Consider the following 18,853-nt stretch of genomic DNA (forward strand, 5'->3'; position numbering starts at 1 on the left):
CGCCGCCACATAGCCCCGCGCCGCCCATACCTGGGCATCCATCGCGCCGAACAGCGCGGCGTTGGCATGCAGATAAAAATCGTAAACGAACAATCCGCCCAGCCCCAGGCAGAGAAACTTGATCGCCCAGCGGTCTTCCGGGCGCGTGCTGCGGTAGACCTGTTCGACCAGCACCAGCCCCATCACGGTGAGCAGCACCAGTCCCAGGTTGCCGGCCCATTGCGCCAGCACCGGCCGGGTGGGAGCGATGAAGTGGAGTGCGCTGGCGAGCAGCAGGCCGCCGACAAGCAGGCCGCCGAGAATACGCATGAAACGCAGTGGCGCGGGCAGTACGGTGCCCGGCGGCAGGCGCAGCCGCAGGATGTAGAACAGCAGCGCCAGCCAGGCGCCGTTGCGCGCCACTTCGGCGGCGAGTTCCTGCCGCGGCGCCAACAGTCCCCAGGCGGTGAGTGCCGACAGCGCGCCCCAGACGGCGCTGAGCCCGGTGGCGAGCACCAGCAGCCGCCCCTGCGGCCGCCGCCGCCAACTGGCGACAATGAGGCCGGACAGCCCCAGATAGGCCAGGGTTGCCAAGCCATAGCCGACAGTCGCCAGGAGGAACAGAGTGTCGGGCATGGAGACGGCTTCAGGCGCGCGCTCAGCGCACGCCCTTCCCCCACAGCACCACCTGGGCAGTCTGGAACAGGATCATCAGATCGAGAAACAGGCTGTGGTTTTTGACGTAATAGAGGTCGTACTGCAGCTTGTGCATGGCGTCCTCGTCGGTCGCGCCGTATGCGTAGCGCACCTGCGCCCAGCCGGTGATGCCGGGCTTGACGGTGTGGCGCACGCCGTAATAAGGGATTTTCTGGGTCAGGTCCTGCACGAAATAAGGGCGTTCGGGGCGCGGGCCGACGAAGCTCATGTCGCCAAAGAATACGTTGAAAATCTGCGGTAATTCGTCGATGCGGGTGCGCCGGATGAAGCGCCCGGTGAGCGTCACGCGGCTGTCGTTCTGACCGGCCCAGCGCGGTTTGCCGTCTTTTTCGGCGTCGACGCACATGCTGCGGAATTTGAAGATGGTGAAGCTGCGGCATCCCTGGCCGACACGCTCCTGGCGATACAAAACGGGGCCGGGGCTTTCCAGTTTGACCAGCAGCGCGGCCAGCGCCATGATCGGCAGGCAGACCACCAGCATGGCGGCGCTGACCAGCAGATCGAACAGCCGCTTGACGGTGTCGCGCACGATGCCTTGATGAAATCCTTCGGCCAGGATCATCCAGCTGGCGTTCATCGAATCGAGTTGCAAATGGCCGTTTTCGCGTTCGAAAAAACTCGACAGTTCGAGGATGCGGATGCCATGCAGCTTGCACTTCAGCAGGTCCTGCATAGGCATGCCGCCGCCGCGGCGGTCGCGTACGGCGAGGATGATTTCACTGATTTGCAGACGCTGCGCCAGTTCGGGCAGCGGTTCCTGGGTGTCGAGAATGCGGGCATGGTCGACGAAATGGTGACTGCCGCCCATCGGCAAATAGCCCATTACCTGAATATTGCTGGCATGGCCGCGCTTGGCCAGCAGGGTTTCGATGTGGGCGGCGCGGCTGCCGGTGCCGAGCACGAGGGCGCGGGTTCTGAGTGCGCCCGTCCGCGTCCAGCGGATGAACAGCGTGCGGCTGAGCAAAATGCCCAGCAGGGCGAGGCCGAACGAGAGCAGGAAGGCGCCCCGCCCGACCAGCAGGGTGGGGAAGAAATAAAACAGCAGGCTCATTGCCAGCAGGCCGAGTCCGAAGCTCAGGCCGAGGCGCTGCAGCAGCGCACGTACGCCGCCCTGCCATTCCAGGTCGTAGAGGCCGCTGGCGGTCATCAGCCCCAGCATGACGGCGGTGAAGGCCAGGGCTTTGGGCAGCAGGGGGCCGAGATCGTCCGGGATCGTGCCGCTGTCGAGGAACCGGGCGTTGACTCCAGCGTAGATGGCGCCGCCTAGAATCAGCGCTTCGATCGACATCAGCAGCAATAAATTCAGGGGCACGTAGTGCCGGAAAAATCGGATCACGGCTGTTCGCTCGAAAGAATCATGTGGTGCGTTTCAGCATCATTCATGCCAGAGTGGGTGCTGAGAGATGGCTCAAATCAGGCCCCGTACCTGGGGCAGGCGCAGGCGCCGCGGGCTGCCGTCCGCCTGTAGGCGTTTCATGTTGCGCAGTTCGGCGGCGGGGTAGACGACAATGTCGACCGGCGCGCGCGGATCGTCGATGATGAAGCGCGGATAGGCGCGCCCCGCGGCGTCCGGTGCGCGCTGTTCGCCGGCCTGGTAGGGCGCAGCCTGGCGCATCAGCAGGAACTCGACATCCTTCTGGTCGTCGGTGAAGAGCTGCAGGTTGATGTCGGTATAGCGCCCTGCGGTGCCGTTGAGCACCGGGCCGGTCAGGTGGGGATCGAAAGCCGCCAGCTGCTCCATGTATTCAATGGCGACTTGCCGTAGCAGCGTGAGCTGGGCGCGCGTTTCGTCGGCCTGGTAGAGAGCCTGATAGCTGCGCAGCGCTTCCTCGATTTGCTGGTTGTCGGGCAGGTTGTTGCTGTCGGGAGCGCCCAATTGGCGCGCCGCCTTGCGTTTGGCGCTGCCATAATCGAGGCTGCCGTCTTCCGCCAGCATGCGTGCCGCTGCATGGGCAATGCGGCGGCGCATGTCCTGATGTTTCATAGCGGGGTTCCGGGCCACGCCGGAGCCGGAGGGGCCGATTCGGCGGGATTGGCCGGATCGCTGTTCCAGTCTGCGGGCGGCGCCTCGGGCGGCGGGAATTCCTGATAGAAATGCTCCACCATGCCGCTTCCTTTGTCGCCCAGCCAGTCACCCAGTAGTTCACCCAGCATGGTGTCCGGCAGGCGGGTACCGGTGGTCGGGTCGATTTTCACGCTGACGATGCCGCCGGGCATCGCCCAGCCCGTCTGCGGCGTCCCCTTGAGCGCCACATCCATGAAACTCATCCAGATCGGCAGCGCCGACTGGGAGCCCGTCTCGCGCCGTCCCAGCGAGCGCGGCTGGTCGTAGCCCATCCAGACGATCGCTACCAGGCCGGGGTTGTAGCCGGCGAACCAGGTATCGCGCGCGTCGTTGGTGGTGCCGGTCTTGCCGGCGATGTCGCTGCGCCCCAGCTGGCCGGCGCGCGCGGCGGTACCGTAACGCACCACGTCCTGCATCATGTTGGTCATCAGCCAGGCATTGCGCGGGTCGATCACGCGTGGCGCGTTGCCGCCGGCCTGTTGCGGGCTGGCCTGCATCAGCAGCCGTCCGTCCTTGTCGTACACCTTGTCGATCAGATAGGGTTTGACGCCGAAGCCGCCGTTGGCGAACACCCCATAGGCCGCGGCCATCTGCAGCGGGGTGACGCTGCCGGCGCCCAGCGCCATGGTGAGATAGGGCGGGTGCCGCGCCGGGTCGAAGCCGAAGCGGCGGATGTAGTCGCGCGCGTAATACGGGCCGATGCCTTGCAGAATGCGTATCGACACCAGGTTGAGCGATTTGGTCAGTGCGCTGCGCATGCGCACCGGGCCGCTGGTGCTGCCGTCGTAATTCTGTGGTTCCCAGGCGGTGCCGCCGGCTTCTTCTGCGGCCAGCGACAGCGGCGCGTCGTTGACGATGGTGGCGGGGGTATAGCCTTTTTCCAGCGCCGCAGAGTAGATGAAGGGCTTGAAACTCGATCCCGGCTGCCGCCAGGCCTGGGTGACGCGGTTGAATTTGTTGCGGTTGAAATCGAACCCGCCGACCAGCGCGGTGATGGCGCCGTCCTGCGGGTTCAGGGCGACGAGCGCGGCTTCGACCTCGGGCAGCTGCGCCAGCCGCCAGTGCGGCTTGCGGCCCGTCGCCTGCACGCGCACCACCGCGCCGGGGCTGAGTTGCCGCCCTTTTTTGCCGGCCACCCAGTTGGCCACCCACTTCAGCGAGTTGTCGGAAATGTCGACCACGGTGCCGTCGTGCAATTGGGCGCGGATGAGCTTGGCGCTGGCAGCCACGACCACGGCGGGCTGCATGTCGCTGACGGGGGCGAGGTCTTCCAGTGCGCTGGCAATGGCGGCTTCGCGCTGCGTCTTGTCGGCGGGCAGGCTGAGCTGCTTTTCCGGTCCCCGATAGCCGTGGCGCTGGTCGTAATCGGCGATGCCATGCCACACCGCCTGGTTGGCTGCGGCCTGCTGGGCGCGCCTCAGGGTGGTGACCGCCTTGTAGCCGGAACTGTAGATCGATTCACCGTATTTTTCGAACAATGTCTGGCGCACCATTTCGGCTACGTAGTCGGCGGTTACGTCGGTCTGTCGGCGTGCCTGGCGGATGACCAGCTTCTGCTTGACGGCAGCCTGCCAGGTGGGCTGGTCGATGAACTTGAGCGTGCGCATGCGGCCCAGCACATATTCCTGGCGCGCCTTGGCGCGTGGGAAATTGACTACCGGGTTGTAGCGTGAGGGCGCCTTCGGCAGTCCCGCCAGCATGGCGAACTCGGCCAGCGACAGCTCGTGCATCGGCTTGCCGAAGTAAGTGCGCGCTGCGGCCTCGAAGCCGTAGGCACGCTGGCCGAGGTAGATCTGGTTGATGTAGAGCTCGAGGATTTTGTCCTTCGACAGATTGTGCTCGATCTTCATCGCCAGCATGGCTTCCGACAGCTTGCGGGTCAGCGTTTTTTCGTTCGACAGGAAGAAGTTGCGTGCCACCTGCATGGTGATGGTGGACGCGCCTTCCTTGGCGCCTCCGGACAGCAGGTTCGATCCTGCGGCGCGCAATATTCCCAGCGTATCCACGCCGCCATGGGTGTAGAAGCGCTCGTCTTCGGCGGCGATGATCGCCTGTTTCATGTATTGCGGAACCTTGTCGATGGCGATGAAAGCACGGCGTTCCTCGCCGAATTCGCCGATCAAGGCGTCGTCAGCCGTGTAGATGCGCAGCGGCAGCTTGGGTTTGTAATCGGTTAGCGCTTCAAGCGGAGGCAGGTTGGGGTAGATCAGTGCTGCCGCCAGTCCGGCCAATGCCGTGCCGACCACACCGAGGCTGACAATCAGTGCCAATACGTAATGCCACCATTTGGAAAACATCCGGTTCCTTAATATCGAGACGGCATGAAAATGCCTGCAACAGCCGCACCCTTTTCCGATCCCGCATCGGCCGGCCCGCGGGGCCATCTCATACCCCGCTGTATTTTAATGGCCGGTTGATGCGGCTCCTGCCATGAGGCCTTAATACAGTAAGCCTGATGGCTATCCCGTTTCAAATTCAGGGTGGAATCGGCTACGTGATGTCTAAAGTTTCCGGCGATTATAGGCGTTAGTGGTGTTGGAAATTGGACACAGTTGTTCAACTCTTGCAGAGCGGTGAGAAAAAAACTGTTAAAAACCGTGTGTTGTTGCTAGCATTTAAAAAAAATAACAAGAAAATGCGCCAACTCACAGAAGCGTAAAGGAAATCCCTTGCACCTGAATATCAACCTGGACTGGCTGTCTGCCAAAAGTCTACCCATCCTGGGACTCGACATCAGTACGACCGCGGTCAAGCTGGTGGAGCTGTCCGACGCAGGCAAGGGGATGATGCGGGTAGAGCGCTATGTCATCGAGCCTTTACCCAAGGATGCCGTGACCGACGGCAACATCGCCAACCTCGACCAGGTGGCGGATACCTTGCGTACCGCCTGGAAGGAGCTCGGCACGCGGGTCAGGAACGTTGCGCTGGCATTGCCGTCGTCGGCGGTCATCACCAAGAAAATACTGGCCCCGGCCAGCCTGAAGGGCATCGATCTGGAAAACCAGGTGGAAACCGAGGCCAACCAGGTCATCCCCTTCTCGCTGGACGAAGTGAATCTGGACTTCCAGGTGCTGGGCCCCTCGCCCGCCAGCCCGGACGACGTGCAAATCCTGCTGGCTGCCGCGCGCAAGGAAAAAGTCGAAGACCGGGTGGCGGCCGTCGAAGCGGCCGGCCTCAAGGCGCTCATCATGGACGTCGAATCCTATGCCACGCAAACCGCGTACGAACAGATCGCGCACTTGCTGCCCAACAGCGGCGACGGCCAGACCGTGGCGATCATCGATGTGGGCGCGCAGAACATGCACATCAACATCCTCAACGACAACGAGTCGGTTTACCTGCGCGAGCACGGTTTCGGCGGCAACCAGCTCAACAACGAAATTTCGCGCCGTTATGGCATGACCAGCGAGGAGGCGGAAAACGCCAAGCGCCGCGGCACGCTGCCGGAAAGCTACGACATGGAAGTGCTGCAGCCCTACAGCGAAACCCTGGCGATGGAAATCGGCCGCGCCTTGCAGCTGTTCACCACGTCGACCCAGTACCGCAAGGTCGATCAGATCCTGCTGGCCGGCGGCGGTGCCATGATTCCCGGCATCGATGAAGTGGTCAGCCAGCGCACCGGCACCCCGACCCTGGTCGTCAATCCGTTTGCCAACATGGCAGTCGGCTCCAAAATCCGGCCGCAGGCATTGACCGCCGATGCGCCTTCCCTGTTCGTCGCCTGTGGCCTCGCCATGCGGAGGTTCGACCCGCAATGATACGCATCAACCTGCTCCCCCACCGCGAACTGAAACGCGCCGCACGGCGCCGCCAGTTCAACATCCTGCTCGGCATCGCTGTCGCGGCGGGCGTCGTTGCCGTCATTCTCGGCCACAGCCTGATCGCCGCCCGCCAGTCGGCGCAGGAGGCCCGCAACAGCTTTCTCGAACAGGAGATCGCCAAGCTCGATGGCCAGATTGGCGAAATCAAAAAGATTCGCGAACAGACTCAGGCGCTGCTGGAGCGCAAGCAGGTCGTCGAGACCTTGCAGTCCAATCGCACCGAAGTCGTTCACCTGTTCGACCAGATGATTCGCCTGCTGCCGGACAGCCTCTACCTGAAATCCTTCAAGCAGGCGGGCGATGTCGTCACCATCAGCGGCTACACCCAGTCGAGTGCGCGCGTATCCACCCTGATGCGCAATCTGGACAGCTCGCCCTGGTTCGAATCGGCCAATCTGGTCGAAATCAAGGCCACCACGGTCAACAACCTGCGCGCCAACGAGTTCATGCTGTCGGTCAAGCAGTCCCGTCAGCAGGCGGACGACGCGAATGACAAAGGGGGCAAAGCATGACCCTGGACGAACTCAACAAACTCGATCTGAAAACCCTGGCCGACTGGCCGCTGCCGACCAAGCTCGCGGCACTGGGGTTGCTGTGCGTGGCGATCGTGGCGGCGGGCTGGTGGTTTGACTGGCGCGGCGGCATGGAGACGCTGGATGCCGCCAAGCAGAAAGAAACCGAGCTGCGCAGCGTGTTCACCACCAAGAAAAATCAGGCCATCAATCTGGAGGCCTACAAGAAGCAGCTGGCCGATATCGAGCAGGCCTTCGGCGCGCTGCTGAAGCAGCTGCCCAACAAGCAGGAGATGGATGCCCTGATTACCGACGTCAACCAGGCGGGACTGGGGCGCGGCCTGCAGTTCGACCTGTTCAAGCCCGAAGCCGAAACCGCGTCGGAGTTTTACGCGGAAACGCCGATCCGCGTCAAGGTCACCGGCGGCTACCATGACGTTGCGGCTTTCGTCAGCGACGTCTCCAAGCTGTCGCGCATCGTCACCCTGCAGGACATTGCCATGGAACCCGCCAAGGATGGCGTGCTGAATATGGATGCCGTCGTCAAAACCTATCGCTACCTGGACGATGAGGAACTCATTGCCAGGAAGCAGCAAGCCAAGGAGCAAAAGAAATGAAGCGCCTGGCGCCTGTCATACTCGTGTTGGGCCTGGCCGGCTGCAGCGGCGGCAGCATGGACGACCTGCAAACCTTCGTTGCCGAGACCGGCCGCGACATGCAGGGAAAAATCGAGCCGCTGCCGCAGGTCAAGGTCTATGAGCCGTTCACCTACAATGCCTTCGATCTGCCCGACCCGTTCAAGTCGAGAAAGCTGTCGACCGGAGGCGGCGGCGGCATGCAGCCCGACTTCAATCGCCCGAAAGAGCCGCTCGAAGCCTTTTCGCTGGAAACCCTGAAAATGGTTGGCGCACTGTCCCGGCAAGGCGTGATCCATGCGGTGATCAAAACTCCGGACAATGCGATTTACCACGTCAGGAAAGGCAATTACGTGGGCCAGAATTTCGGCCTCGTCACGCAGATCGACGATAGCCAGATAAGCTTGCGTGAGATCGTCCAGGATAGCGCCGGGGATTGGTCCGAGCGCGCCAGCACCCTGAATTTGCAAGAATGATTCGCACCCGGAAGGGTACAAGTAACTCTGAATTCCAAAGAGGCTGACATGAACGCATTGCCCAAAATTGCCCAGAAAATGTCCCGCAAGGGGACGCCGGCTTTCTACAAGCTGAAGCTTGCGAAAGATCGTATGACCCGCCAGCTGTTCGGGATCGCCCTGCTCGCTGGCTTGGTGCTGCCTCTCGCAGTGCGTGCTGCCGACGTGCCGCCCACCGGCAACGCAGTGCAAAGCGTCGAAACCACCACCCTGCCTGGCGGCAAGGTCGTGGTGCGCGTCAACCTCAAGAATGCGCTGACCGCCACGCCGGCGGGGTTTACCGTCGGCAATCCGCCGCGCATCGCGCTTGATCTGCCCGACACCGGCAACGCCATGGGACGCAACACGGTGGATGCCAACCTCGGCCCTCTGTCGAGCGTCAACGTGGTGCAGGCTGGAACGCGCACCCGCCTGGTGCTGAACCTGAACAAGGCGGTTGAATACGACGCCAGGATCGACGGCAAGTCGCTGCTCGTCGCGCTGGGCGATGCCGGCGCCGTACCGGCGCCGGTGAACGTCAGCCCGCGGTTTGCCGAAGCGGGACCCGGTACGGCGCGCCACAGCATCCGCGATGTCGATTTCAGGCGCGGCGCAGCGGGCGAGGCGCGCATCGTGACCACGCTGTCCGATGCGCAGGCGGGGATCAACATCCGCCAGCAGGCCAACGGCGTGGTCGTCGACTTCATCGGCACCGAATTGCCCCAGGCCCTGCAGCGCCGCCTCGACGTGTCCGATTTCGGCACCCCGGTGCAGACCATCGAAACCTATACCCTGGGCGACAACACCCGCATGGTGATCGAACCCAAGGGCGGCTGGGAGTATTCGGCTTATCAGACCGACAACAGCTTCATCGTCGAAGTCAAGGCGGCGGCCGACGGCCAGAAGAAAACCGCCGACGGCAAGGTGAAATACAGCGGCGAAAAACTCTCGCTCAATTTCCAGAACGTCGAGGTGCGCTCGGTGCTGCAGGTCATCGCCGACTTCACCGGCCTCAACATCATCGCCAGCGACACCGTGGCCGGCAACCTCACCCTGCGCCTGAAAGACGTGCCGTGGGACCAGGCGCTCGACCTCATCATGCAGACCAAGGGCCTGGACAAGCGCCAGAACGGCAACGTGATCTGGATCGCGCCCAAGGACGAACTGCTGACCAAAGAGAAGCTGGAGTTCGAGGCCAAGAATGCAGTGGCCGACCTCGAGCCCCTGACCACCGAGTACATCCAGCTCAACTACATGCGGGCGGACGAGGCGCAAACCATGCTGTACGGCTTTGCCTCCGGCGCTTTCCTCAATTCGGCAACCAACAACGCGGTGAACTGTTCGGCGCAAGCCCAGGGCCTGGGCGGCGCTGCCGCGGCGCAGGCGTCGCAGAAAGGCCAGGGCGACAACGACCAGAAAGTCCTGACCAAGCGCGGTCGTGCCACCTACGAACTGAAGACCAATACGCTGATCATCACCGATACCGCACGCAAGATTCAGGAAGTTCGCGAACTGCTCGCGCGACTGGACGTGCCCACCCGCCAGGTCATGATCGAGGCGCGGGTGGTCATTGCCGATTCGCAATGGGGCCGCCAGTTGGGCGCACGGCTGGGCACCCGGATTACAGGCACGACCAATTTGGCCGGCTCGCAAACAGGTATCAACCTGTCGGGCAATCAGTTGGCTGCCGAGGCAGGCACGATCTCCAACAATGTCAATTTGCCGATCTCGGGCAGCACGGCTCCGGGCTCGTTCGGCCTGTCATTGTTGAATATCGCGACAGGTAATTTGATCAGTCTGGAATTGCAGGCGCTAGAAGCGGACAACCGCGGAAAAATTCTTTCCAGCCCGCGTGTCGTGACGTCCAACCAGAAGCCGGCGGTGATCCTGCAAGGCGAGCAGATTCCTTATGTCACCCAAACCGTTTCTGGCGGAGTCGCGACGACGACCGTTACATTCAAGGATGCGTTCCTCTGTCTGCTGGTGGACCCGCAAATCCTGAACAACGATTCCATCATCATGAGCGTGGAGATCCAGAAGGATGCACGCGGCCCGGTGATTACGGCTGCAGGCCTGAGCGCGCCCACCATTGAAACCAAGCGTGCCAAAACCCAGGTGCGGGTGAGCAATGGCGAAACGGCTGTGCTGGGCGGAATTTTTGAAGAGGTCGATCGGAATGACGTCAATAAGGTTCCGTTCCTTGGGGATGTTCCCTTCCTCGGCAACCTTTTCAAGAATTCAAGCAAGCAGAAAGACAAAATTGAGCTGCTGATTTTCCTTACCCCGCGCATTCTCGACGAGCGCCTGTCGCTCCGCTGATTGCGCTTGCCCATCCAAGCGCGGGCCTGTCCCGCGCTTTTTTTGTCCGGTTTTCTCTGACCATCCGCCCAGTCGATGCTGCTGTCGATCGGACGGCTCTCAATTAGAATGGCGCCATGAGCAAGCGCGACAATCTTTATCTGGTCGGACTGATGGGCGCCGGCAAGACCACGGTGGGGCGGCTGCTGGCCAGGCATTACGGCTGCGTCTTCCACGATTCGGACCACGAAATCGAGGCGCGCACCGGCGTCAAGATTCCGGTCGTTTTCGAAATCGAAGGGGAAGCGGGCTTCCGCAAGCGCGAAGAGGCGGCGATTGCCGAGCTGACCGCATTGTCGGGCATTGTGCTGGCCACCGGCGGCGGGGCGGTGCTGTCGGCAGCCAATCGCGACAATCTGAAAAAAAACGGGGTGGTGATTTATTTGCGCGGCACGCCCGAGCATTTGTACGAGCGCACGCGGCATGACCGCAACCGCCCGCTGCTGCAAACGGACGACCCGCTGGAACGCTTGCGCGAACTCTATAAACAGCGCGACCCCCTGTATCGCGAAGTGGCCGACATCGTGGTGGATACCGGGCGGCAGAGCGTGGCGGGCATGACCCGCGTGCTCCTCGGCAAGCTGGACTTGCTGAGGAGCGGGCTGCCGCTGCCCGATACGGCGGGCTGAATGCGGCGAGCCGTCTGCGCAGGCTTGCTCTGCTTGCTGGCCGGAGCGGTTGCGGCAGCCGACTACCGCGCAGGCGCGGAAGACTACCGCGATTATGTGCGTCAGTTGCAGCCGGGCGACCGCTTGCTGCTCGAACCGGGCGATTACCGCCAGGGCTTGCCGCTGCACAATCTGTCCGGACGCGCCGACCGGCCCATCGTCGTCGAAGCGGCCGATCCTGCCGCGCCGCCGCGCTTCATCGCACGGCCGCGCGCCAACACGGTCAGCCTGGTCAACGTCCGTCATCTGGTGTTGCGCCACCTGGAACTCGACGGCGGCAACCTGCCGGTTGACGCGATCAAGGCCGAGGGCCACAGCCGCTATGCCGATTACATCACGCTGGAGTCCCTGCATATCCACGATCACGCCGCATCGCAGCAGAACGTGGGTATTTCCACCAAATGTCCGGCATTGGGGTGGGTGGTCAGGGGAAACCGCATCGAACGGGTCGGCACCGGTATGTACTTCGGTGATTCCGATGGCTCGGATCCCTTTGTCGGCGGCATGATCGAAGCCAACCGGATTACGCACACGCTGGGTTACAACCTGCAGATCAAGCATCAAACCACACGCCCGGAAGACCAGACAGCGCGCTACGATACGGTGATTCGGTACAACGTGTTTTCCAAGTCCGACGCCGTCGCCGGCCCGCAGGCGCGCCCCAATGTCCTGCTGGGTCATGTTCCGCCGATGGGTACAGGCAGCGAAGACCGCTATCTGGTCTACGGCAACCTCTTTCTGCACAATCCGAGCGAAGCGCTGTTGCAGGCGGAGGGGCGGGTGGCAGTGTACGACAATGTATTCATCAACGGCAGCGGCGATGCGATTCATATTCAGCCGCACAACGATGTGCCGCGCGACATGGCGATTTTCTCCAACACCGTGCTGGCTTCGGGCGCCGGCATCCTGGTGCGTCAGGGCAAGGGAACGGCCTGGCGTCAGCGCGTGATCGCCAATGTGGTGGCGGCCACCTCTCCTGTGCTGGGCGGCGAGGCCGTGCACAATGTCACGCTGGCCTATCGGCCCGACTTTTTGAACCTTGCCGCAGCGGAACTGACTGCGCATCTGCTGGCGGAGGTACAGCCACCGGCTCGCCTGCCGGCTGCGCTGGTAGGCGAGCTGGCGGCCTATCCCGATTGGCAGGGCGCGTCGCATCCCGGAGCCAGGGTGGCGCCCGCCGTGCTGCGCATGCCGGAGGCTTTCCGGCCATGAGCCGCAGCATGGGGGTATCCGGCAATCCTCGCGTCCTGTTGTGGTGGACTGCGCTGCTGTACACCGTATTTGTCGTTTACGGCAGCCTGGTGCCATTGAAGTTTCATGCGTTGCCGTGGGACGAGGCGGTGGCCCGCTTCGAGGCGATACCGTTCCTCAAACTCGGCATCGGCTCGCGCGCCGACTGGGTGGCCAATCTGCTGCTGTTCATCCCGCTGACTTTCCTGTGGATGGGCGCGCTGTCGGCCGGCTGCAGCCGTTTGCGCCAAGGGCTCGCCACGCTGGCACTGATTCCCGCGGCCACCGCGTTGAGCATCGGGATCGAGTTCACGCAGCTGTTTTTTCCGCAACGCACAGTGTCGCAAAACGACATTTTTGCCGAAGCACTGGGCGGATTCATCGGCGTACTGGCCTGGTGGGGGGCGGGCGGGCGGTTCGTCGACTGGCTGCAGTCCTGGCAACACACCCATGCCCGCGCCGCCCTGGCCGAGCGGCTGGCCTGGGCGTATCTGGCGGGGGTCCTGATCTATAACGTGCTGCCGCTCGACCTGACCATCAGCCTGGTCGAGATTTTCCATAAATGGCAGGACGGCAAGGTCAATCTGATTCCGTTCGGCCGTCTGCCCGGGGATGCGGCCTATGCCCTGTACGAAATCGCCACCGATGCCCTGATCTGGACCCCGCTTGCGCTGCTGTGGCGGCTCGACGGGACACGCAGCGCGTGGCGCGTGTGGGGCATGACGCTGGCCACGGCTGTCGCTCTGGAAATCATGCAACTGTTCGTCTTTTCGCGCGTCAGCGATGTCACCGACCTCTTCACGGCCGCCGCCGGCGCCGCCCTGGGAAGCGTCATCGTCGGCTGGCTGGCCGCGCGCGAAGCGCCCGTCGGCCAGCCGCTGCGGGCGGGTGCCGCGCCCGCACATGCGGGCGGGGCGGCGGGATGGCTGCCATTCGTGCTGGCGGCGGGATGGCTGGCCGTGCTGCTGTTCGTGTTCTGGTTTCCCTTCGATTTCCGCACCGACGGTGCCTTCATCAAAAGCCGGCTCGACTTTGTACAGCGGGTGCCGTTCGAGGTGTATTACATCGGCACCGAGTACCGCGCCATCACCGAAGTGCTGCGCAAGACGCTGTTCTTTGCTCCGCTCGGCGGTTTGCTGGCGTGGGGCGTGGCGCGGCAGCCGTGGCGCTGGCGCGGCCCCCTGTTTGCGCTGGCCATGCTGGTGCTGGCGGGAATGCCTGCCGTCATCGAACTGGGGCAGGTGATGCTGCCGCACAAAATCGTCGATATCACCGATTGGCTGCTGGCCTGGCTGGGGGGGCTGGCGGGCTACGGCATGGCGCGCCGCATGCTGCGCGCGCCGCGCCATGCCGTGCCGGCACGAACGGCCGTCGACACGGCCGCCGTTTTTCCGCATGCGGCACCGCGTGCGCGCTGGCATTTGCCGCTGATGCTGGGCGGGCTAACCGTGCTGTTCTGGAGTGCGGCGCATGCCCCCTTTATGCCTTACAACGTGCGCGAGCTGCTGCGGCACGACGCGCCCTGGCTGACAGCGCTGCTGCTTGCGCTGGCGTGTTACTGGCTGGCCGTGTGGCCGGTGTGGCTGGCGCGGCGGCGGGTGTCCGGCCTGGGCCGTCTGGCGCAAGTTCCCCTTGGTCTGCTGGTGTACGGAGGTATCGCGTTTCTATTGCTGGATGCTGCCGTACCGGATGAAAGCCTTTTCGATCTGGCCGGCAGTCCGGTGCTGGACTGGCCCGGACAGTGGGAACTCGGACTGCGCTGGATGGCGCTGCTGGCGGTGCCCGGGGCGTTGCTGTATCTGGCTGCGCAAACCGTACGCCGCTGGCGCGGCCGGCGGCTGGGGGCCGAGCATTTCTGGGCGGCGGTTCCGGTGCTGCTGCTGGCGTATTGGGGCATCGTCGTGCAGGCGGCCACCGACAACCTCACGGAGCTCATGGCGGTGCCGCGGCCGCTGGCCTTTGCGGCGCTATGCGCCTGGCTCTACGTGCTGTTCCTGGCGGCGGCCTGGCTGGCTTCGCCGCTACCGGCAGCGCAGCGCACCCGGCAGCTGGCCGTTGTGCTTGCGTCGCTGCCCTTGGCGGCTTTGTTTCTGCATCTCGGGCTGGCAGGCGAAATCGACAAATACGGTCAGCAATTTTCAGCCCTGCAGTTTTTGCTGAGCGCCGACCGCCAGCATTACGCCGCACAGCCCGTCGTCTGGCTGCGCTACGGCGCGCTGCACGTGCTTGTCATCGCGGCGCTGGCCTCCTTACAATGGCCGCACTTCCGCGCCATGCCCCGACTACACAGCCAAGTTCCCCATGCCTCTCATTGATGTTTTCAACGGCGACGCGGACGGCATTTGCGCGCTGCATCAGTTGCGCCTGACCGATCCGGCCGACTCCGAGCTGATCACCGGACCCAAGCGCGACATCGGCTTGCTGAAACGGGTCGATGCCCAGGCAGGCGACCGCATCACCGTACTCGACATTGCGCTGTCGAAAAACCGCGACGCGCTCGACCGGCTGCTCGAAGCGGGCGCGCACGTGCGTTATTTCGATCACCATCAGCCGGGCGACATCCCGGCGCATCCCCATTTCGAACCGCACATCGACACCGATGCCAACGTCTGCACCAGTCTGCTGGTGAACCGGTATTTGCACGGCAGGCAACTGGCATGGGCGGTGACCGCGGCATTCGGCGACAATCTCGCCGACGCTGCGCGGCAGGCCGCCGCGCCTCTCAACCTGTCCACCGGCCAGCTGACGCAATTGCAGTCGCTCGGCGAGTGCCTCAACTACAACGGCTATGGCGAAACCCTTGACGATCTGTTTTACGACCCGGCCGAGTTGTATCGCCAGCTGCGTCCGTTCGCCGATCCTTTCGCCTTCGCCGCCGAGTCGACCGCCTATCGAACATTGAAGACCGGCTACCGGGAGGACATGGCGCGCGTCGTTGCTCTGGACGCAATGGAAGCGCGCGCGGCCGGGCGCATTTTCATGCTGCCCGCCGAAAAGTGGGCGCGGCGGATTTCCGGCGTGTTCGGCAACCGGCTGGCGGTCGAGTCGCCCGCGCAAGCGCACGCCGTGCTCACCGCCAGGCCGGGCGGCGGCTACGTCGTCAGCGTGCGCGCGCCGCTGGCTGCGAGGTCGGGCGCAGACGAACTGTGCAGCCAGTTCGACGGCGGCGGACGCAAGGGTGCCGCCGGCATCAACCATTTGCCCGAGTCCGAGCTTGGCCGGTTTATTGCTAGCTTCTTCGAGATTTATAAATAGCGTCGCGGTCTTTTCCTGGAGCAACATGGTGAATCAACTGATCGCGCCCTACGGCGGCGCCCTCGTCAACCTGATCGACCCTGCAAGAGCCGATGCGCTCAAGCAGGAAGCCTTGGGGCTGCCTTCGCTCGAACTCGGCTGGCGCCAGCAGTGCGAACTCGAAATGCTGGTGAGCGGCGCCTATTCGCCGCTTACCGGCTTCATGACGCGCGCGCAGTGCGCTCGCGTCGAGACGGACATGCAGCTCGACGACGGCACTTTCTGGCCGCTACCTGTCACGCTCACCAGCCGGCAAAAAACCGCAGCCGAACTGAAACCCGGCGACCGCGTCGCCCTGCGCGACAGCGAAGGTTTCATGCTCGCCGTGCTGGCGCTCAGCGACGTGTGGCGGGACGGCGATGACTACTACCTGGGTGGTGCGGTCGAAGGCGCCGCCTTGCCGCCGCATCCCGATTTTTCCAGCCTGCGTGCCACCCCGGCCGAGCTGCGCGCGCTGCTTGACCGGCGCGGCTGGCGACGTGTGGTCGCCTGGCAGGCGCACCAGCCGATGCACCGCGCGCAGTTCGAGTTCTGCCTGAAAAGTGCGATCGAGAACGAGGCCAACCTGTTGCTGCATCCGCAGGTGGGGGGCGACATCACCGATGCACCGGCCTATTTTGGCCTGGTGCGCAGTTTCCTCGCCATACGCGAACGCTTTCCCGCCGCGACGACCCAGTTGTCGCTGTTGCCGGCGCTGCCTCGCGAAGCCAGCGCGCGCGCGCTGCTGCTGCGCGCCATCGTCGCGCGCAATCATGGCTGCGACCTGCTGATTGCGGGCGGCGAACACCAGGCCGACGGCAACTGCCGGCGCGGCGAAGACCTCGCCCGGACAGATGCCGATCTGCCGGTGGCCGAACTGGCCGGGAAAATCGGCGTGCAACTCATTGCCTACCCGCGCATGGTCTATGTGGAAGACCGCGCCGAGCACCTGCCGGAATCCGTGGCTCCGGCCGGCGCGCGCCTGCTCACGCTCAGCGGCGAGGAGTTCCAGCGCCGTATGCGGGCGGGGCTGAAAATCCCCGACTGGTACAGCTTTCCCGAAGTGCTGGTCGAGTTGCAGCGGCAGAATCCGCCACGCGAACGCCAGGGATTCACCGTATTCTTCACCGGCCTGTCCGGTGCGGGGAAATCCACGCTCGCGCGTGCGTTGACCGCGCGGCTGATGGAAATGGGCGGACGTTCGGTGACCCTGCTGGACGGCGACATCGTGCGCCGCCATCTCTCGTCCGAGCTGGGCTTTTCAAAAACACACCGCGACATCAATGTGCGGCGCATCGGTTTTGTCGCGAGCGAAATCACCAAGAATCGCGGCATCGCCGTCTGCGCGCCGATTGCGCCGTATCGCCAGACGCGCCGCGATGTGCGCGCCATGATCGAGACGGTCGGCGGCTTCGTCGAAATCCACGTCGCCACCCCGATCGAAACCTGCGAATCGCGCGACCGCAAGGGTTTGTACGCGAAGGCGCGTGCGGGACTGATCCCGGAGTTCACCGGCGTCTCCGATCCTTACGAAGTGCCCGAAAAACCGGAGCTGGCGATCGATACCACTGGCCTGGGCATCGATGAGGCGGTGCAGCAAATCCTGCTCAAGCTGGAGCACGAGGGCTACTTGCGCTGAGCTGCGCCAGAGCAGTGAAAACGGCGGTCTTGGGCCGCCGTTTTCACTTGCCCATCCGGATTGGGTGCGCCGTCGGAAATCAGCCCCGGTTGTAAAAGAACCCGACGCCCGATTTCAGGCGTCCCTCAAGCCTTTTCTGCGATCCGGCCAGCATGCCCATCGCGCTGGCGATAAGCCCGGCAAAATGCGGCGGCAGGGCGGCGTCGGGGGCGATGAATTCCATGGCGATCCAGACGACAAAGCCAAGTGCGATCGACAGGGCCGCACCGGTATTGCTGGCGCGCTTCCAGTACAGCCCGGCGACCAGCGGGACGAAGGCGCAGGCCAGCGTGACCTTGTAGGCGTTGGCGACCATCTGGTGGATACTGGTTTCGCTTTGCAGCGACCACAGCGAATACACGACGACCAACAGCGTGAAGGCGACGACGACGCTGCGGGTGATCCACAGCAGCGTCTTCTGGCTCATGCGATGGTGCGGCATGAATTCCTTGATGATGTTTTCCGAAATGGTGACGGAAGGCGCCAGCAGGGTGCCGGACGCGGTCGACATGATGACGGAGAGCAGGGCGCCATAGAAAATGATCTGCGCGTAGAACGGCAGGTGAGTTTTCACAAAGGCCGGCAACACCAGTTGCGCGTCCTGTGCCAGCAGTTCGGACGTCATGGCCGGATCGACCAGGGTGGCGGAGTAGGTGAGGTAGATCGGCACCGCGGCGAACAGGAAATACAGCGCGCCGCCGATGACCGTACCCCATACCGCAATGCGTTCGGTTTTGCCGGCATTGGCGCGCTGGCGGGAGAGGCCGGCGAGGTAGCCGATTTCCTCCTGCGAGATCTGCAACTGCGGTCCGATGCCCGGGTAGAGGTGGGGGTTGAACATGGCGGCCAGGCTGCGTGCCACGCGGGCGTCCGGCTCGAGCAGGCGGTCGTATTCGACCATGGCGATGAACTGGCCGAGGCGCTCGTTCAACTGCACCAGCAGGAAGCGGTTGAATTCGATGCTGGTGTCGAGCAGCCGATTGAATGTGGACTTCGGCATGTAGGCGACGTGGCTATTGCGCAGTGCAACAACGTCGTAGCGGCGCGGCTCCTCCTTGAACAGCGAACCCTCGCCGAACCAGCCGCCGGTGGGCAAGCCGGTGAAAGTGGTAGGCTTGCCATCGGCCGACAGGTTTGTCATCTTGACCAGGCCATCGATCACCCCGACCCAGTGCTCGACCGGTTCCCCCTTGCGACAGACGAAGCCGCCGGCCGGGATCTGGCGGGTGATGATCTCGCTTTCCACCCGCCGCAATTGCTCCGGACTGAGGGAACGCGACCACAGGCTGGCCTGCAGCATTTCGCCCAAGGTAAGCATGAAACGCAGTTTACAGGATTGTCTGTCGGATGACAGCGCAGGAGAGGGTGCTTCAGTAACCTAGCCCGTTTATCGGGTACCAGTCCCGAGCAGCCGCCCGGTTTG

The 18,853-nt window shown here is 63.5% G+C and carries 14 protein-coding genes and 1 pseudogene; 10 read left to right on the forward strand and 5 right to left on the reverse strand.

What is annotated here, in order from left to right; translation table 11 throughout:
• From Q0L94_RS11235 to Q0L94_RS11250, 4 genes and pseudogenes are all read right to left on the reverse strand, one after another.
• A pseudogene (locus Q0L94_RS11235) lies at nt 1-615 on the reverse strand (PEP-CTERM system histidine kinase PrsK); the annotation flags it as partial.
• 22 nt (nt 616-637) lie between these two features.
• Nucleotides 638-2,032, reverse strand: a complete 1,395-nt coding sequence (locus tag Q0L94_RS11240; protein WP_296753316.1) for a TIGR03013 family XrtA/PEP-CTERM system glycosyltransferase — start codon at nt 2,030-2,032, stop codon at nt 638-640.
• Between the two features lie 72 nt (nt 2,033-2,104).
• Nucleotides 2,105-2,680, reverse strand: a complete 576-nt coding sequence (locus tag Q0L94_RS11245) for a hypothetical protein (RefSeq protein ID WP_296753317.1) — start codon at nt 2,678-2,680, stop codon at nt 2,105-2,107.
• Complete coding sequence (locus Q0L94_RS11250) at nt 2,677-5,058, reverse strand: penicillin-binding protein 1A (RefSeq protein WP_296753319.1); 2,382 nt, start codon at nt 5,056-5,058, stop codon at nt 2,677-2,679. The genes Q0L94_RS11245 and Q0L94_RS11250 overlap by 4 nt, the downstream gene beginning before the upstream one ends.
• 372 nt (nt 5,059-5,430) lie before the next feature.
• On the opposite strand from Q0L94_RS11250, the gene Q0L94_RS11255 reads away from it, so the two are divergent.
• From Q0L94_RS11255 to cysC, 10 genes are all read left to right on the forward strand, one after another.
• Nucleotides 5,431-6,519 carry a pilus assembly protein PilM gene (locus tag Q0L94_RS11255; RefSeq protein WP_296753320.1) on the forward strand — a complete coding sequence of 363 codons (1,089 nt, stop codon included), beginning with the start codon at nt 5,431-5,433 and terminating at the stop codon, nt 6,517-6,519.
• On the forward strand, nt 6,516-7,094 hold the full coding sequence (locus tag Q0L94_RS11260; protein WP_296753322.1) for a PilN domain-containing protein: 579 nt from the start codon (nt 6,516-6,518) through the stop codon (nt 7,092-7,094). The genes Q0L94_RS11255 and Q0L94_RS11260 overlap by 4 nt, the downstream gene beginning before the upstream one ends.
• Nucleotides 7,091-7,711, forward strand: a complete 621-nt coding sequence (pilO, locus tag Q0L94_RS11265) for a type 4a pilus biogenesis protein PilO (RefSeq protein ID WP_296753323.1) — start codon at nt 7,091-7,093, stop codon at nt 7,709-7,711. Before Q0L94_RS11260 ends, pilO begins: the two co-directional genes overlap by 4 nt.
• Complete coding sequence (locus Q0L94_RS11270) at nt 7,708-8,205, forward strand: pilus assembly protein PilP (RefSeq protein ID WP_296753325.1); 498 nt, start codon at nt 7,708-7,710, stop codon at nt 8,203-8,205. The genes pilO and Q0L94_RS11270 overlap by 4 nt, the downstream gene beginning before the upstream one ends.
• Before the next feature lie 48 nt (nt 8,206-8,253).
• On the forward strand, nt 8,254-10,542 hold the full coding sequence (gene pilQ / locus Q0L94_RS11275; protein WP_296753327.1) for a type IV pilus secretin family protein: 2,289 nt from the start codon (nt 8,254-8,256) through the stop codon (nt 10,540-10,542).
• A 116-nt stretch (nt 10,543-10,658) separates the two neighbouring features.
• Nucleotides 10,659-11,210: a shikimate kinase gene (locus Q0L94_RS11280; RefSeq protein ID WP_296753329.1), complete on the forward strand. Its 552-nt coding sequence runs from the start codon at nt 10,659-10,661 to the stop codon at nt 11,208-11,210.
• Nucleotides 11,211-11,243: 33 nt separating this feature from the next.
• Nucleotides 11,244-12,461: a hypothetical protein gene (locus Q0L94_RS11285; RefSeq protein ID WP_296753330.1), complete on the forward strand. Its 1,218-nt coding sequence runs from the start codon at nt 11,244-11,246 to the stop codon at nt 12,459-12,461.
• Nucleotides 12,458-14,794: a VanZ family protein gene (locus Q0L94_RS11290; RefSeq protein WP_296753332.1), complete on the forward strand. Its 2,337-nt coding sequence runs from the start codon at nt 12,458-12,460 to the stop codon at nt 14,792-14,794. The genes Q0L94_RS11285 and Q0L94_RS11290 overlap by 4 nt, the downstream gene beginning before the upstream one ends.
• Entirely contained in the window at nt 14,781-15,734 is a 954-nt protein-coding gene (locus Q0L94_RS11295) for an acetyltransferase (RefSeq protein WP_296753333.1), read from the forward strand. The genes Q0L94_RS11290 and Q0L94_RS11295 overlap by 14 nt, the downstream gene beginning before the upstream one ends.
• A 25-nt stretch (nt 15,735-15,759) precedes the next feature.
• The gene (cysC, locus tag Q0L94_RS11300) at nt 15,760-17,391 is read left to right on the forward strand and encodes an adenylyl-sulfate kinase (RefSeq protein WP_296753335.1); all 1,632 of its coding nucleotides are present in this window, start codon (nt 15,760-15,762) and stop codon (nt 17,389-17,391) included.
• A 79-nt stretch (nt 17,392-17,470) separates the two neighbouring features.
• Here cysC and Q0L94_RS11305 read toward each other — a convergent pair whose 3' ends face one another.
• Nucleotides 17,471-18,748, reverse strand: a complete 1,278-nt coding sequence (locus Q0L94_RS11305) for a cyclic nucleotide-binding domain-containing protein (RefSeq protein ID WP_296753336.1) — start codon at nt 18,746-18,748, stop codon at nt 17,471-17,473.
• Nucleotides 18,749-18,853 lie beyond the last annotated feature (105 nt).

The sequence above is a fragment of the Thiobacillus sp. genome, from assembly GCF_024708915.1.